This window comes from Megasphaera jansseni (genome assembly GCF_047974155.1).
Classification (GTDB): Bacteria; Bacillota; Negativicutes; order Veillonellales; family Megasphaeraceae; genus Megasphaera.
In genome coordinates this window covers 1-13771 of the sequence record NZ_JBHYRR010000021.1, presented here as the reverse complement: position 1 = coordinate 13771, position 13771 = coordinate 1, and the positions used below count along the sequence as shown (strand labels likewise).

The following is a 13771-nucleotide window of genomic DNA, read 5'->3' as shown; positions in this document are numbered from 1 at the left end:
GAGTCCCTTTCCATGTTACCTATAACAAGAAACGAGCTGTATTTTTGTTTTCAGAACCATGGCAGGGTCGCAATGTAGAGCGTCACGGCATCGCGGAATACCCTCGGGTCCAGGCCCGTCGCCTCGCCGATCCGTTTCAGCCGGTATTGCAGGGTATTCTTGTGGATGCAGAGAATCCGCGCCGTTTCCTGGATGGACAGGTTCTGCTGGTAATAGACCTGGAGCAGGTGGATCTCGCTGTCCGTCAAATGCTGGCAGATATCCCGGCGATAGCGGTGGCGCACCGGTCCATCCAGGCTCTGCAGCAAGAAAGCCAATTTCATCTCATCGGCATGGACGCAGAAGACCTGCCGGTCCACCGCGGCCTGCAAGGCCATTTTGGCAAAGCGGTACGATTCGTGGATGCGGTGAAACGGTTCTTCCGTCCCGATTCCCGCAGAGATGCCCGGATAGAACCATTCTTTCCAGCGGGGCAGCTTCCGGGCCCAGTCCGGATAGACCCGGCTTGGGACGAGGACGACGACTGTATTAGGGTAGATATACGTATATAAGGTCATCCCCAGTTCCTGACAGGCCCTAGCCATCTGCTGGCGGAAATCCCCGGCCCGGCGCTCGCCTCCGTGCCAGCGGAAAACGGCGGCGAAGTACGTACCGCCTGCCAGTTCCGGCTGGTCCTCTGCCAGCTGCTGTATGGTATCCTCGTCGTGATAAATCAGGGCCATGACCTGACGGCTGCGATGCGAGGCGTCGCTGAAGGCTTCCTGGCTCAGGCGGTATTCCTGGAGGAAGACTTCGCAGATTTTCGTCAGCAGGAACCCGTACTGGCCGACGACAGTCGGGTCCCCTGTAATGCCGATGACCCCCAGGACCTGATGGGCCATGACGATGGGATAATTGACGCCCCTGCTGACGCCTTCTTCAGGCCGGTCTGCCTGTACCGTCTGAACCTGCCCCGTCCGGGCCGCGACATGGCCGGCCTTGTGGTAAGTGCCGATGCGGCGGCTGTCCGTACTGGCCATGATGCGTCCATGGCGGTCGATGAAATTGACATTCCAGCCGACGACGGCTTTGGCCGAATCGACGATCTGCTGGGCCAGTTCATCGGTAATGCGTACTTTCACCCAAATCACCTCATTCCTAAAAAATCAAAGGCCTGGTAATCCCCCAGCCATCGTTCATGCCTAAAAAGTATTAACTCTCAAAAATAAGGCATTTCACAAATATATGCGGAGAGACTATCCTTAAAACAGAGATTACGAAAGGAGCCTATGCGATGATAGAAAAAGAAATCCTCACCGGGGCCATCGACATGCATGTCCATGCCGCCCCCGATGTACAGGCACGAAAATATAATGACTGGCAGTTACAGCACTGCTACGGCCAGGCCGGCATGGCCGGCTATGTCAGCAAGTGTCATGCCGGCGATACGGCCGGACGGGCAGCCCTGATAATGGCCCAGGACCCGGCCGTCACGGTCTACGGGGGCATCGTTCTCAACCGTCCCGTCGGCGGCCTCAACCCGGCGGCCGTAGAAGCTAGTGCCCGTATGGGCGGCCGCATCGTCTGGTTTCCGACGGTCGACCGGATACCCATTCGCAACGAAGCGGGGAAACTGCTCCCTACCGTCTACGATATCCTCGACTGCATCAAGGAGTACCGGCTCATATTGGCTACAGGCCATCTCCCGCCGGATCAGGCCTGCCAGCTGTTGCAGGCCGGTGCCGCCCGCGGTCTGGACCGGATGATAGCGACGCACGTCTCCCTGACCCTGACAGCGGCCGATTTGGATATGCAGAAAAAGTACCTGGCCTGCGGCGCTGTCCTGGAACATTGTTACTATACACCGTACCATCATCTCTGTTCCATCGAAGCCATTGCCGCCAGTATCCGTCAGGCCGAGCCGGAACGGGTCCTGTTGTCCTCGGATATGGGGCAGCTGGACGGGCCGCCGCCGACGACAGCCCTGCTGGATTTCGCCAGCCAGCTCCAGGATGCCGGCCTTTCGCCCTCAGATTTGCGTACCATGCTGGTCCAGACCCCGAAGGAGCTGTTATCATGACGCACCAAAAAACGGGACGGGCTCTCGTCTATATGCTCATTGCCGCCTTTTTCTTCTGCTTCACTGAAATCTGCCTGAAAGAGCTGAACCATGCCCTGCACCCGGTAGAGCTCAATTTCAGCCGCTACCTCCTGGCCGGCCTCCTGTTATGGCCCGCCAGCCGCCATGAAATCCGCCGGCGCCAGGGCTATATCAACCGGCACCAGTGGCTCTGCTTCCAGCTCCTGGGCTTCGTCGGCATCACCATCGTCGGCCCACTGTATCAGCTGGCCGCCGTCCGCCTGAACGCCGGCCTGACCAGCGTCCTCTTCTCGACGACACCGGTCTTCATCGCCGTCTTATCCGCCGTCATCCTCCATGACCGGCTGAATCGGTGGCAGCTGGGGTCCCTGCTGGTAGAACTGGCAGCCATCGTCATCCTCGTCCACCCGTCGTCGCTGACACTGGATACACTGGGACTGCTGTTTCTGGCCGTGACCGTGTTCTGTTACAGCCTCTATGCCGTCTGGGGTAAAGAAGATATGAACCAGCTGGGAAGCGTAACCGTGACGGCCTGCAGCTTCCTCTGTGGCGGCCTGCAGCTGTTCCTGCTGGCCCTCGCCTCCCATCTGCCCTTCATCCGGGACAGCCTCATAGCCGGTGGCTGGGAAGCCTATGCCGCCATCCCGCTCTTCAGCGGTTACACTCCGGCTAACGCCGGCTGGGTCCTGCTGCTCTATTTAGGCGTCACGCTGGGAGCCTACCTGTGCTGGTTCAAGGCGATGGAATACGGCTCGACGTCCCTGGGAAGCCTGACGTATTTCATTAAACCCGCTGTCAGCCCGGTGTTCGCCTGGCTCATCCTGGGAGAAATCATCGACCTGCCGATGGCTGCCGGCATGATGGTCATGCTCCTGGGGGCCGCCCTGGGAATCATCGGCACGACCCGTCACAATGACAGGAAATTAGTCGCTATTGTCAAATCAGAAAGGATGTAATATCATGAAAGTATATTTGAGTGAATACATTGCCCCGGCCGCCCGTCAGCGCCTGGCCAGCCATTGCGATATCGTCGACAACTTCGATCATCCCGAAGAACTGGACGCCATCATCGTCCGCCGGGTCCAGGTCAGCAAGGATATCATCGACAAGGCGACGAAACTGAAATGTATTTCCATGCACGGCGTCGGCCTGGACACCATCGACGTCGCCGAAGCCAGAGCCAAGGGAATCCCCGTCGTCAATGTCCCCGGTGCCAGCGCAGAATCGGTAGCAGAGCTGACCGTGACGTTACTGCTGGCCGTGAGCCGGAAAATAAAATACCTGGATTCGGGCTTACAGCACGGCATCTTCCACCAGTTCGGCCAGCAGGACACGGTCGGCCACGAAGTCTTCGGCAAAACCCTGGGGCTCGTCGGCAGCGGCCACATCGCCTGCAAAGTCGCCGCCATCATGAAAGCCGCCTTCCAGTCACAGATTCGCTGCTATAATCCGTTCGAAACGCCGGAATCCCTGAAAGCCAAGGGCTTTACCCCGGTTTCCTCATTGAAAGACCTCTTCGCCGCCTGCCACTTCGTCAGCATCCACGTCCCCCTGACGACAGAGACAAAAGGGATGATTGACGCCGGCGTCCTCCAGGCCTCCCGGCCGGGCCTCGTCCTGGTCAATACGGCCCGCGGCGGCATCGTCGACGAAAAAGCGCTGTATGAGGCATTGAAGGCACACCGCCTGGGAGGCGCCGGTTTTGACGTCTTTGCCGACGAAATCCCATCCCCCCAGCATCCCCTGCTCCACTTAGACAACTTCATCGGCACCCTGCACGTCGGCGGCAGCACGACGGAAGCCCTGGAACGAGTCAGCCAGGCGGCTGTCGACCACGTCCTGACAGCGCTCGGTGCCTGAAAGGACCTGTTATGGAATTAAAGACACTATGGTATTTCTTATCGATTGCCGAACACGAAAATATCTGCCAGGCCGCCCATGACCTGCATATCACCCAGCCCCATCTGACGCGCCAGCTCCAGGCTCTCGAAGCCGAGCTGGGCGTCCCTTTGTTTATACGGGAAAAGAAGCGCCTCTATATCACCGAAGAAGGGCGTTACTTCAAACAACAAGTCCGCCAGCTGTTCGCCCTCCTCGATAAGACCAAAGAACAGGTACGGACCCTCCATGCCGGGCTCATGGGAAAACTCTGTATCGGGGCCATCGAAACCTTGAGTCCCCTCTATGTCCCCAACTGGATCCGCCATTTCCAGCAGGCCTATCCCCAGGTAACCTACCAGATCTGGACGGCCAATTCCCAGGACGTCCTGGAGCGGCTGGACAATGGCCTGCTGGATGTCGCCCTAGTCCGCGGCGCCTTCCATGATGACAGCCGTTATGGCGTCCTGCCCCTGCTCAGGGAAGGCTGGATCTGCCTCTTTCCCAGCCAGGGACCGATACCGTCTGCCCTTCCGGACCAGACCCTGCCGTTATCAGCCCTGGAAAATCAGGACCTCATCGTACCGATCCAGCGGTCCCGGCAAATCCGGCGCCTCTTTCATAAGGCCCGGATAGAAGCGCACATCCTCTGCGAATTTTCGCCACTCATCAACGGCATCGCCCTGGCAGAACAGGGATTGGGCGTCGCCATCCTGCCGACATCTGCCGAAGCCTCCCTGCAGGGTCACCGCGTCTGCGTCCGCCATCTGGCTATCGGCGAACCCTCACAGGGATGCCTGGTCTGGCGCAGCGACATCAGACAGACAAAAATAGCCCGGAAATTCATCGAAATGGTACAGGCCATGCAGGACGCCAACGGCTAAAGCTCATTTTTCGTCGGACGGCAGGATATGGTCGGCCAGGTGGGTTTCGCCCCATTCGCACATGGCCTTCATGATGGGCGCCAGGGTCTGGCCGTATTCGGTCAGGCTGTACTCCGTCTTGGGCGGTACGACGGGATAGACCTTCCGGTGGATGATGCCGGCAGCTTCCAGTTCGCGCAGCTGCTGGGTCAGCATCTTCGGCGTCGCCTGCGGGATGAGGCGGCGCAATTCGGAAAAGCGCAGGGTGCCATCGGCCAGATGGTAGAGGATGATACATTTATATTTGCCACCGATGAGGCTCAACGTCGCTTCTACGGGACAGTGGAACATTTTTACTTTTTCGTCATTCATGGATAAAACCTCCTGATACTATCTTTTAGGAACTAGTTTACTTAAAAGTACATACTTATCTTTTTCTCCCAATTATTTTATAATACTTCTCAGAAAAAACAAAGGGAGGAAATAAAAATGAAAATGAAAAAACTCGTACTCGCCATGCTTTGTATGTTCACCCTGGGCGGAGCCGCTTCGGCCCAATCGCCGGAAACCGCTGCGGCTTCGACGGCCCCGAAAGGGACGATTCTCGTCGTCGCTTCCAGTCAGGCCAAAATGGAAATGAAAGACAAATCGCAGCGCGATGTCGGTTTTTACCTCAACGAACTGGCCGTACCGTCGGAATATCTGGCAGACCATAACTACCGCATCGTCCTGGCCACGCCGAGCGGGAAGAAACCGCTCATGGATGCCAGCTCGAATGACAAGAAATTCTTCAATAACGACGATGCCGCCCGTGCCAAGGCCGTCCAGTTCGTCGACAACCTGCCGGTCATTTCCCTGAAAGAAGCCGTAAAACATCTGGACAACTACCAGGCCCTCTTCGTTCCCGGCGGCCACGCCCCCATGACGGACCTCATGCAGGACCCGCAGCTCGGCACAGCCCTGCGCGATTTCCACGCCAAGAACAAGCCGACGGCCTTCATCTGCCACGGCCCGGTTGCCGCACTGGCCGCCCTGCCGGACGCTGCTGCGTACCGCAAAGCCTTAGTCGGCGACGATTTCCCGGCAGCCCAGAAAGCCGCTTCCGACTGGATCTATAAGGGCTATCGCATGACGGCCTTCTCCGATGCCGAAGAATGGCCCGGTGAAGTCCACGGAGGAGCTATGCCGTTCCATGTCGAACAGGCCCTGCAAATCGCCGGTGCCCACATGGATGAAGGAAACCTCTTCCAGAGCAACGTCGTCCGCGACCGCGAAGTCGTCACCGGCCAGAACCCGGCCAGCGACATCGCGTTAGCCCAGACCCTCATTACGATGCTGGAAAAATAAGGACAAATCAGCCCGTCCTGACGGGCAGCGATAAAAAAGGGACTGGCGCACGAAGTTAAACTCTTCCTGCGCCAGTCCCTTTTTATCACCTTCACATAAACAATCTGCTACCATGCCGGAGCTGCCGGATAGTCCCCATTTTCTGAATAGGTATGCAATACGCCTCCCATGGCAGGCGCTTTCTGGACATACGGAACGACGGCAGCCGGATAATCCCTGTTTTCCGAATAGGTATGCGATGCCGGTCCCATGGCGGGTGCTTTCTGGACATAGGAAACGACCGCTGCCGGATAGTCCCCGTTTTCCGAATACATCGGGGAGGCCGGGGCTGCCGCCAAAGACATCCCGGCAGCACTCATGACAGATATAGCTAAGGCAATAACAATTTTTTTCATCTTCATCATTTCATTCTCCTTCAATAACTTATAATCCTTACTGTTTACGGGCCTGTACCGTAGCAACCAGCCCCTTGAGCCAGTCCTGGTGGCCGATGTTCATCGGGTCCGGATTGGCTTCATGCAGTTCCTGGGCCGGCTTGCCGATCTGCGATTCCTGGGTCAGGATACGGACGCGGTTTTCCGGCAGGTCTTCAATCAGCCAGGCATGGACGACGTCGAGGCGGTGGTCTGCATCGCCTTCAGCCCAGCCATGCCAGGCCAGACGGCCCGGACGGCCATCGGCCGGGGCTTCGAATTCAATGATTTGCGCTTCAATGGGAAAGCCGAAGGTCTTGAAGCGGAAGCGCGTATCGGCAGCCAGGATAAAACCCGGTGTGTTATCAAATTCGACATCGGAGGAATTCTTGTAATATGTTTCCCAAAGGCTGGCGTCAATCAGAGTGTCAAACACTTCTTTAGCCGTCAAATCGCGGACGATGACTTCATTGGAGGCAAAATTATCTGTATAACCCGGTAAATATTCGTGAGGCCAGTTGATTTCGTGTAACATGGTATATATTCTCCTTTGCTGTGCGTTTTCGATTTATAGATACATGACGATTTCATCATCATTACGGAAACTATCGTGCTGCGGCGAAATGGTATACGACGGGTCCGTATAGCCGACCGGCAGGAGCAGGACGGGTTTGATGTGGTCCGGCAGCCCCAGGGTCCGGGCCGTCTTCGCCGGCGGGAAATGGCCGACCCAGCAGGAACCCAATCCCAGTTCGGTCGCTTCCAGCATCATGTGGGTGCCTACGATACTGGCATCGACCATGCCGTCGTGGACTCCGGCTTCCATGGGATTCTTCCAGTCCAGGTTTTCATCATACGCGACCATGAAAACCGTGCCTGCGCCATAAATGCAGGGCGTCAGCTGATTCATGACCTGAATCATTTTCGGGCTGCGGATGACATAGATTTTTTGAGGCTGGCGGTTGGCTGCCGTCGGCGCGATGAGGCCGGCCTTAATGATTTTATCCACTTTTTCGGGTTCTACCGGCTGTGAAGTGAATTTACGAGTCGAAAAACGACTTCTGGCGAATTCGAGAAATGTCATTCCCATTCCTTCCTTTCTTTGACTTGTAAGACGAGGTCCCGTCCTAATTCTTCAGCTTGCTGTAAATCCTGCGGGAACTGCCGCAGATGGTACTGTTTCTTCTCTGTTTCGGAAAACATCGACGCGTCATAACGGGAATAATCGTCGAATTGTAAGGTATTGCAGGCGTAAAGCCGTTTCGGATGGCATCCGAAGGTATTGGCAGCGGCCTTTTCGTAAGGTGCCAGACTTTCCTGCAGATGCGCATAGCGGAGCTGTTCGGCTTTCAGGTTCATCGTATAGACAAAGGCCGATGGCATCGTCCGGCCAAAGACAGAGGGCATGCCCGGACGATATATCATCTGCGAATAAAAGAGCCGTTCCAGGAACGCCTGCATCCCGGACGTCAGGTTGAGGATATAAATAGGCGAGCCGAACAGGATGGCATCGGCTTCCTGGACTTTCTTCAAAACCGGCGTCAGATCGTCGTGCAGGGCGCAGACGCCGTGGACTTTATTCCTGCGCTTGCAATAAAAACAGCTCAGGCAGCCCGTATAGCGGAGCGAATACAGGTGAATCAGTTCCGTATCCGCACCGGAACCGGCAGCCCCCTTCATAGCCCGTCTCAAGAGCGCCGCCGTATTCCCCTGGCGGCGGGGACTGCCATTGATAGCGATAACTTTCATAACACATCACGCTTTAATGGATGACATAGGCATTGACGATTTCCCCAAAAATCGTATAATGCGGTTCTTTATTGAACATCGTCGCCGTCCCCGGGATATCCTGGGGATAGAACTTCTTAAAAATATCTGGTGGATACAATTTCAAGTCCTGCAGCTGGCGGTAAATGACTTTGCATTCCAATGTCAGCGGCAGTTCCTTGAATCCCGGCGGCGCAACGATATCCGAAGGTACCGGGGTCAGGCCGGCCTTCTTGATTTTATCGACTTCATTGCCATGGGCTGAACCGCAGATGCCGAGGATTTTCTTATCGAACGGCCCCAATGGCAGGTTGACAGTGAATTCGGGATTTTCTTCGAGCATGGCTGCCGTATATCTCATCTTGCAGACATAGGCGGCAAAAACGGGGCGGGCCCAATTGATGCCCAGCGTTCCCCAGCCGATTGTCATGGTATTGGTCAGGCTGGGTGTCTTCGTCGTCAACAAGGCTCCTGTATGGATGCCTCGTACAATTTCGCCGGCATAGGCGAACACATCGACTTTCTCTTTCAGCATACGTACTTCCCCCTTGCAGATCATCTATATCGTGCTACTCATCATCACGGGGCCCTTCGTGATGATTACAGTATAGCCACTTTAATATCTTTTAGCAAGTATGCACTTTAAAGTCATATAGTATACTTTTAGATACTATTAAAAGGGAATCACGACAAGGCTACGTCCATGGCCATCATCAGGGTGAATCCCAGGGCAAAGGACAGGACGCCGACATCGGAGTGTTCCCCGGCAGACATTTCCGGGATGAGTTCTTCAACGACTACGTAGCACATGGCCCCGGCAGCCAGACTGAGGAGATAAGGCAGGACGGGCACGATGAGGGCCGTCAGGGCAATGGTCAGGCCGGCCCCGATTGGTTCGACGATGCCCGACAGGACGCCGCCGATAAAGGCCTTGTGCTTACCGACGCCGGCAGCCTTGAGCGGCATGGAGATGATGGCCCCTTCAGGCAGGTTCTGCAGGGCGATGCCCAGGGACAAGGCCATGGCGCCGGCTGCGCTGATGCCCGTCTGCCCGGCTAAAAACCCGGCATAGACGACGCCGACGGCCATGCCTTCCGGGATGTTGTGCAGCGTCACGGCCAGGACGAGCATCGTCGTCCGCTGTAAGTGGCTGTGCGGCCCTTCGGCTTTTTCACTGTACATGTGCAGATGCGGCACCAGCCGGTCCAGGGCCAGGAGCAGGAAGATTCCCAGCCAGAAACCGATAAACGCCGGGACGAAAGCGAATTTCCCCAACTGGGCCGATTCCTCCATGGCCGGAATCAAGAGGCTCCAAATGGAGGCGGCAATCATGACGCCCGATGCGAAGCCCGTCAGCCCCCGCTGGACTTGACGGTCCAATTCTTTCTTCATGGCATAGACGCAGGCCGCTCCCAGGGACGTACCGGCAAAGGGGATCAGGATCCCAATGATAGCATTTTCCATAATAACTTTCCTTTCTTCGATTCATTTTTATTATAATTGATACTTAGTATCATTATGCTTTAATTATACACAAAAAAGGCCTGTCCTACAATGACAGGCCCTTCAGGGAATGTAAATTTATGACAAACTTTCTTCTAATGCACTTTCGCCGCTGATTTTCCCCGGCAGGACCAGGGACAGGACCAAGCAGATAGCGACCGGGACGAGCCAGCCCAGGCCGCTGTCCCCCAGGGGCAGGCCCTGGATGAGGGCATCGGCCCAGCCGAGGTGGAAGAACTGGGCGCCGATATCGACGGCCGATACCATCCCGGCGGCGGCCACAGTACAGCGCATCCCCAGCTGCGACAGGCCGACGAATTTATTGACGATGGTCAGGATGACGACGGCGATGGCAATGGGATAGACGAACAGCAGAAGCGGCAGCGTGACCTGGATGATCTGGTTCAGGCCGAGATTGGCCAGGAACAGGCTGACCAGACTGATCAAAGTGACGTATTTCTTATACGACAGGACCGGAAATTCTTCGGCAAAGAACGTCGAAACGGCGGCGATGAGGCCGACTGTCGTCGTGAAGCAGGTCAGCGTGACCATGATGGCCAGGAAGGCCATGCCGACGGTACCGAAAATCTGGAACGAAGTCTGGGCCAGGACATAGGCGCCGAGGTTGATGCTGGCATCTTCATAGACCGACTGGGGAATGGGAAAATGGTTCCCCAGCAGGGCCAGCCCCAGATACAGGGCGCCCATGAGGACGGCTACCGCTGCGCCGGCCATCCAGACGCTGGCGACATGTTCCCGTTCCGATGCGAAGTGGATGCGCTTCATTGCTCCCAGGGCGATGATACAGAAGGCAAAGGAAGCCAGCGTATCGACGGTGTTATAGCCTTCGACGAAGCCATTGCCGAAGGCCGAAGCGGCATATTTTCCCATAGGCGCTGCCGTAGACGACGTCGTATAAGCAATCATGCCGACGATGATGAGCAGGACGATCATGATAGCAAAAACAGGCGTCAACACCTTGCCGACGCGGTCCAACAATTTCGACGGCGTAATCGACAGCCACCAGGCGCAGACGAAATAAAGTGTCGTGAAGATGGCCAGCGGCAGCATGCCGTCACCGGTAATCGGCAGGATGCCGATGGAAAAGGACGTCGCCGCCGTCCTGGGGATGGCCATGAGGGGCCCGATGGCCAAATACATGAGCGTCAGGATGACCAGCGAAAAGAGCGGCGAAATCTTATGGTTCATTTCTGCCCGGAAGCCGCCGGGATTAAAAGTCCCCATGATGACGGCAATGACAGGCATACCGATGCCGGACAGGAGGAACCCCAGGACGGCCGGCGTGAACGACGAACCGGCCTGAAAACCTAAAGAGGGCGGGAAAATAAGGTTCCCCGCCCCGAAAAACATGCCGAATAACAGCAATCCAACTTGTGCACCATTTTTTAACATGAGCAGATAACACATCCTTTACAATTTTAATTTGTCCCTGTAAATCTTTATTGTTTCATTGTAAAGTTTTAAGTGCTTTCTGTCAATATCAGCTATTATAAAAAGTTAAACGATTTATTTTACGATGACCTTGGCCACGGCCTGAGCCGCCAATCGTTCCCCATCCGGTTCGGCCTGGAGCATGTTGAGGTACAGGCAGGATAACTGGGATTCTGCATAGTTCTTGAAGTAGTTGAACTTAGCTCCCTGGCTGTCGCTGTCGCTCATGCCGTACTGCTGGACGGCGATTTTCTTGAGCAGGGCCGACGTCTTCTGGCCGGCCGGCGAGCTGAGGACCCAGTCATGGTCGCCGAGGTGGACGATATAACCTTCCTGGTGATGCGGCGACGGCAGGCCGTTGCCCATCTTGTTGAGGACGCCATAGGCGACGGGGTCCTTCTGGGCGATGATGGCCGCCGCTTTCAGCCAGGCCACGACGTCTGCCTCCCCTTTGGCATCGTTCGGCGCCCCGTGGGCACAGGCCTGAGCGACGACTTCTTCAGCTGGCAGGCTGCGGCACATCGATTCGGCAATGGACAGGACATGGTGTGCCCCCTGCCCGGCGATGGTATATTCCTTCAAGGACGAGCCGTCAGGCTGCCACTGGAAGACGAAGGGTTTCATGATATCGTGGAGCAGCTGACCAGCCAGGGCGATATCCGTGTGGACGTCATAGCAGAAGACATCTTCATACGTATGGATAATGCCCTGCGTGATGTGGACATTGGCGCTGACGTGCGTAGCCAGGCCGCCGGGATAAGGATGATGGCTGCCGTAGCCGCTGCCCGGTGCCGTCAGGAAGGGCTGGACCTTGCCGGTGTACGGCGGCAGGAGATGGTCCTTGTCGATCTTGGACGTATCGATGAGACCGGCAGCGGACAGTTTTGCGTATAATAAAGAAATCGATGCAGCCGACGTATATGCCTGCATGAACGTCGGCGTCGGATGCTGGATCATAGTGCAGACTGTATCCCGCAGCCAGCCGTCCTGGAGCTGGCGGGCCTGATCTAAAATATACGTATAATTCCGGGAAATCAGTTTCGATGCCTTGGCACAGGCCTGGGCATCGGACGGAATCTGGCCGTACGGAACAGGCGTCAAGTCCTGTTTCGATAAAGTCTTCCCTTCCCCTTTAGCCAATGACAAGGCTGGCATCGAAAACAAAGCCGCGCCTACGGCCGTACCGGCAGCCATCTTTAAGAATGTACGTCGCGAAAATGCATGATTTTCCATGAAAATCCCTCCTCGAATCAAAACTAGGCTCAGTATAGGCTGTTTTTGTATAGGAATAGTATGTTTTTAGCAAAAGAAAGGAAAAACATGCAAAAAAATGATGATTTTACAGAAAATAGCATCTTTCTTTACAAAAAGCGGACACAGCCTTTCTATACTGGTAAAAAAAGCAAGGAGGTCTTTCACATGTTTGGTTTAGGTGTTCCCGAATTAGTCCTTATCTTAGTCATCGGCCTGGTCGTCTTCGGTCCGGGCAAGCTGCCTGGCGTCGGCAAGGCCTTGGGCAAGAGCCTGCGCGAATTCAAAGAGGCCGTCCACGAACCGGCAGAAGCCAAAGCCGAAATCCAGGAAGCAGCAGCCGAAGTCGTAAAACCGGCAGAAAATCATGGAAAGTAAAGAAGCCGTCATGCCCCTGTCCGGGCATCTGTCGGAACTGCGCCGGCGCCTGCTCATCTCCCTGGCTATGCTGGCCATCGGCATGGTCGTCAGCAACATATGGCTCGACGAAATCATGGCTTTTTTGACGGCGCCGGCTGGCAAACTCTACTTCATGAAACCGGCCGAAGCCTTTTTCATCTATTTCAAGGTCATGCTGACAGCCGGTGCTATCCTGACAGCACCGGTCCTTTTTTACGAATTCTGGGCCTTCCTGGTTCCGGCTTTCACAGCCCGCGAAAAAACGACCCTCATGGTGCTGGTTCCATCGTCACTAGTCCTGTTCCTGACGGGCATCGCCTTTTCCTGGTTCATCGTCCTGCCCCAGGGGCTCCGGTTCTTCCTCACCTTTTCGTCGGACTTCGTCCAGCCCATGCTGTCTATGGAAAGCTATCTGAATTTCGTCTTCATGCTGGTCCTGCCCTTCGGGGCCCTGTTCAATCTGCCCCTGGTCCTCATCGTCCTGGCCAAATTGGATTTCATCACCTCTGCCATGCTGGCGAAAAAGCGGAAATATATCATTCTCCTGGCCTTCATCGCAGCTGCCGTCATCACGCCGACGACGGACATCCTGTCCCAGTGTCTCCTGGCCCTGCCGATGATCGCCCTCCTGGAAATCAGCCGCCTCATCATCCGCTACGGACTGCATCGGTAGTGGTTCGCGGCTAGTCGGGAAATCGTACATATCCCAGAGCGGGCGCCCCACGTGGGCGCCCCTACAAGAAAAAGGGCCTGTCGCACGTAATCGTGCACAGGCTCTTTTTATGTATGCAAAAATATCATAGCTTTATGGTCGTTCT

At 55.8% G+C, this 13771-nt stretch carries 17 protein-coding genes; 7 read left to right on the top strand and 10 right to left on the bottom strand.

Annotated features, from left to right (window positions below; all coding sequences use genetic code 11):
- Positions 1–50 precede the first annotated feature (50 nt).
- Positions 51–1121 carry a CdaR family transcriptional regulator gene (locus ACE418_RS08830; protein WP_416450266.1) on the bottom strand — a complete coding sequence of 357 codons (1071 nt, stop codon included), beginning with the start codon at positions 1119–1121 and terminating at the stop codon, positions 51–53.
- A gap of 152 nt (positions 1122–1273) precedes the next feature.
- Between ACE418_RS08830 and ACE418_RS08825 the strand changes: the two genes are divergently transcribed.
- Genes ACE418_RS08825 through ACE418_RS08810 form a run of 4 tightly spaced genes read left to right on the top strand, consistent with a single transcriptional unit; the run spans position 1274 to position 4842 of the window.
- A complete protein-coding gene (locus ACE418_RS08825) occupies positions 1274–2059 on the top strand; it encodes a DUF6282 family protein (RefSeq protein ID WP_416450265.1) in 786 nt (261 codons plus the stop codon).
- Positions 2056–3036 carry a DMT family transporter gene (locus ACE418_RS08820; protein ID WP_416450264.1) on the top strand — a complete coding sequence of 327 codons (981 nt, stop codon included), beginning with the start codon at positions 2056–2058 and terminating at the stop codon, positions 3034–3036. Before ACE418_RS08825 ends, ACE418_RS08820 begins: the two co-directional genes overlap by 4 nt.
- A gap of 4 nt (positions 3037–3040) precedes the next feature.
- Positions 3041–3940 (top strand): hydroxyacid dehydrogenase, encoded by a 900-nt coding sequence (locus tag ACE418_RS08815; RefSeq protein ID WP_416450263.1) that lies wholly within the window; start codon positions 3041–3043, stop codon positions 3938–3940.
- An 11-nt stretch (positions 3941–3951) separates the two neighbouring features.
- Positions 3952–4842 (top strand): LysR family transcriptional regulator, encoded by an 891-nt coding sequence (locus tag ACE418_RS08810; protein WP_416450262.1) that lies wholly within the window; start codon positions 3952–3954, stop codon positions 4840–4842.
- A 3-nt stretch (positions 4843–4845) separates the two neighbouring features.
- Here ACE418_RS08810 and ACE418_RS08805 read toward each other — a convergent pair whose 3' ends face one another.
- Positions 4846–5193 carry a winged helix-turn-helix transcriptional regulator gene (locus tag ACE418_RS08805; protein WP_416450261.1) on the bottom strand — a complete coding sequence of 116 codons (348 nt, stop codon included), beginning with the start codon at positions 5191–5193 and terminating at the stop codon, positions 4846–4848.
- A gap of 117 nt (positions 5194–5310) precedes the next feature.
- On the opposite strand from ACE418_RS08805, the gene ACE418_RS08800 reads away from it, so the two are divergent.
- Positions 5311–6168, top strand: a complete 858-nt coding sequence (locus ACE418_RS08800) for a type 1 glutamine amidotransferase domain-containing protein (RefSeq protein WP_416450260.1) — start codon at positions 5311–5313, stop codon at positions 6166–6168.
- Between the two features lie 107 nt (positions 6169–6275).
- Here the strand turns inward: ACE418_RS08800 and ACE418_RS08795 are convergent, their stop codons facing one another.
- The 8 genes from ACE418_RS08795 to ACE418_RS08760 form a co-directional block, all read right to left on the bottom strand.
- On the bottom strand, positions 6276–6572 hold the full coding sequence (locus ACE418_RS08795; RefSeq protein WP_416450259.1) for a hypothetical protein: 297 nt from the start codon (positions 6570–6572) through the stop codon (positions 6276–6278).
- A gap of 28 nt (positions 6573–6600) precedes the next feature.
- Entirely contained in the window at positions 6601–7116 is a 516-nt protein-coding gene (locus ACE418_RS08790) for an SRPBCC family protein (protein ID WP_416450258.1), read from the bottom strand.
- 33 nt (positions 7117–7149) lie between these two features.
- Entirely contained in the window at positions 7150–7665 is a 516-nt protein-coding gene (locus ACE418_RS08785; protein WP_416450257.1) for a nitroreductase family protein, read from the bottom strand.
- On the bottom strand, positions 7662–8330 hold the full coding sequence (locus ACE418_RS08780) for a flavodoxin family protein (protein ID WP_416450256.1): 669 nt from the start codon (positions 8328–8330) through the stop codon (positions 7662–7664). Before ACE418_RS08780 ends, ACE418_RS08785 begins: the two co-directional genes overlap by 4 nt.
- A gap of 13 nt (positions 8331–8343) precedes the next feature.
- Positions 8344–8883, bottom strand: a complete 540-nt coding sequence (locus tag ACE418_RS08775) for a flavin reductase family protein (RefSeq protein ID WP_416450255.1) — start codon at positions 8881–8883, stop codon at positions 8344–8346.
- Positions 8884–9032: 149 nt separating this feature from the next.
- Positions 9033–9812: a ZIP family metal transporter gene (locus tag ACE418_RS08770; protein ID WP_416450254.1), complete on the bottom strand. Its 780-nt coding sequence runs from the start codon at positions 9810–9812 to the stop codon at positions 9033–9035.
- Positions 9813–9929: 117 nt separating this feature from the next.
- Entirely contained in the window at positions 9930–11264 is a 1335-nt protein-coding gene (gene brnQ / locus ACE418_RS08765) for a branched-chain amino acid transport system II carrier protein (RefSeq protein ID WP_416450253.1), read from the bottom strand.
- A gap of 114 nt (positions 11265–11378) precedes the next feature.
- Positions 11379–12536 (bottom strand): twin-arginine translocation signal domain-containing protein, encoded by a 1158-nt coding sequence (locus ACE418_RS08760; protein WP_416450252.1) that lies wholly within the window; start codon positions 12534–12536, stop codon positions 11379–11381.
- Positions 12537–12722: 186 nt separating this feature from the next.
- Here ACE418_RS08760 and ACE418_RS08755 point away from each other — a divergent pair, with 186 nt between their 5' ends.
- A complete protein-coding gene (locus ACE418_RS08755) occupies positions 12723–12932 on the top strand; it encodes a twin-arginine translocase TatA/TatE family subunit (protein ID WP_416450251.1) in 210 nt (69 codons plus the stop codon).
- A complete protein-coding gene (tatC, locus tag ACE418_RS08750) occupies positions 12922–13626 on the top strand; it encodes a twin-arginine translocase subunit TatC (RefSeq protein WP_416450250.1) in 705 nt (234 codons plus the stop codon). The genes ACE418_RS08755 and tatC overlap by 11 nt, the downstream gene beginning before the upstream one ends.
- Positions 13627–13771 lie beyond the last annotated feature (145 nt).

Excerpts from the sequence above, each read along its gene's own strand:
- ACE418_RS08755 (WP_416450251.1), top strand. The coding sequence starts at position 12,723 with ATGTTTGGTTTAGGTGTTCCCGAATTAGTCCTTATCTTAGTCATCGGC.
- ACE418_RS08785 (WP_416450257.1), bottom strand. The coding sequence starts at position 7,665 with ATGACATTTCTCGAATTCGCCAGAAGTCGTTTTTCGACTCGTAAATTC.
- ACE418_RS08795 (WP_416450259.1), bottom strand. The coding sequence starts at position 6,572 with ATGATGAAGATGAAAAAAATTGTTATTGCCTTAGCTATATCTGTCATG.
- ACE418_RS08800 (WP_416450260.1), top strand. The coding sequence starts at position 5,311 with ATGAAAATGAAAAAACTCGTACTCGCCATGCTTTGTATGTTCACCCTG.
- ACE418_RS08805 (WP_416450261.1), bottom strand. The coding sequence starts at position 5,193 with ATGAATGACGAAAAAGTAAAAATGTTCCACTGTCCCGTAGAAGCGACG.
- ACE418_RS08810 (WP_416450262.1), top strand. The coding sequence starts at position 3,952 with ATGGAATTAAAGACACTATGGTATTTCTTATCGATTGCCGAACACGAA.
- ACE418_RS08780 (WP_416450256.1), bottom strand. The coding sequence starts at position 8,330 with ATGAAAGTTATCGCTATCAATGGCAGTCCCCGCCGCCAGGGGAATACG.
- brnQ (WP_416450253.1), bottom strand. The coding sequence starts at position 11,264 with ATGTTAAAAAATGGTGCACAAGTTGGATTGCTGTTATTCGGCATGTTT.
- ACE418_RS08815 (WP_416450263.1), top strand. The coding sequence starts at position 3,041 with ATGAAAGTATATTTGAGTGAATACATTGCCCCGGCCGCCCGTCAGCGC.
- ACE418_RS08820 (WP_416450264.1), top strand. The coding sequence starts at position 2,056 with ATGACGCACCAAAAAACGGGACGGGCTCTCGTCTATATGCTCATTGCC.
- ACE418_RS08760 (WP_416450252.1), bottom strand. The coding sequence starts at position 12,536 with ATGGAAAATCATGCATTTTCGCGACGTACATTCTTAAAGATGGCTGCC.
- ACE418_RS08790 (WP_416450258.1), bottom strand. The coding sequence starts at position 7,116 with ATGTTACACGAAATCAACTGGCCTCACGAATATTTACCGGGTTATACA.
- ACE418_RS08825 (WP_416450265.1), top strand. The coding sequence starts at position 1,274 with ATGATAGAAAAAGAAATCCTCACCGGGGCCATCGACATGCATGTCCAT.
- ACE418_RS08775 (WP_416450255.1), bottom strand. The coding sequence starts at position 8,883 with ATGCTGAAAGAGAAAGTCGATGTGTTCGCCTATGCCGGCGAAATTGTA.
- ACE418_RS08770 (WP_416450254.1), bottom strand. The coding sequence starts at position 9,812 with ATGGAAAATGCTATCATTGGGATCCTGATCCCCTTTGCCGGTACGTCC.
- tatC (WP_416450250.1), top strand. The coding sequence starts at position 12,922 with ATGGAAAGTAAAGAAGCCGTCATGCCCCTGTCCGGGCATCTGTCGGAA.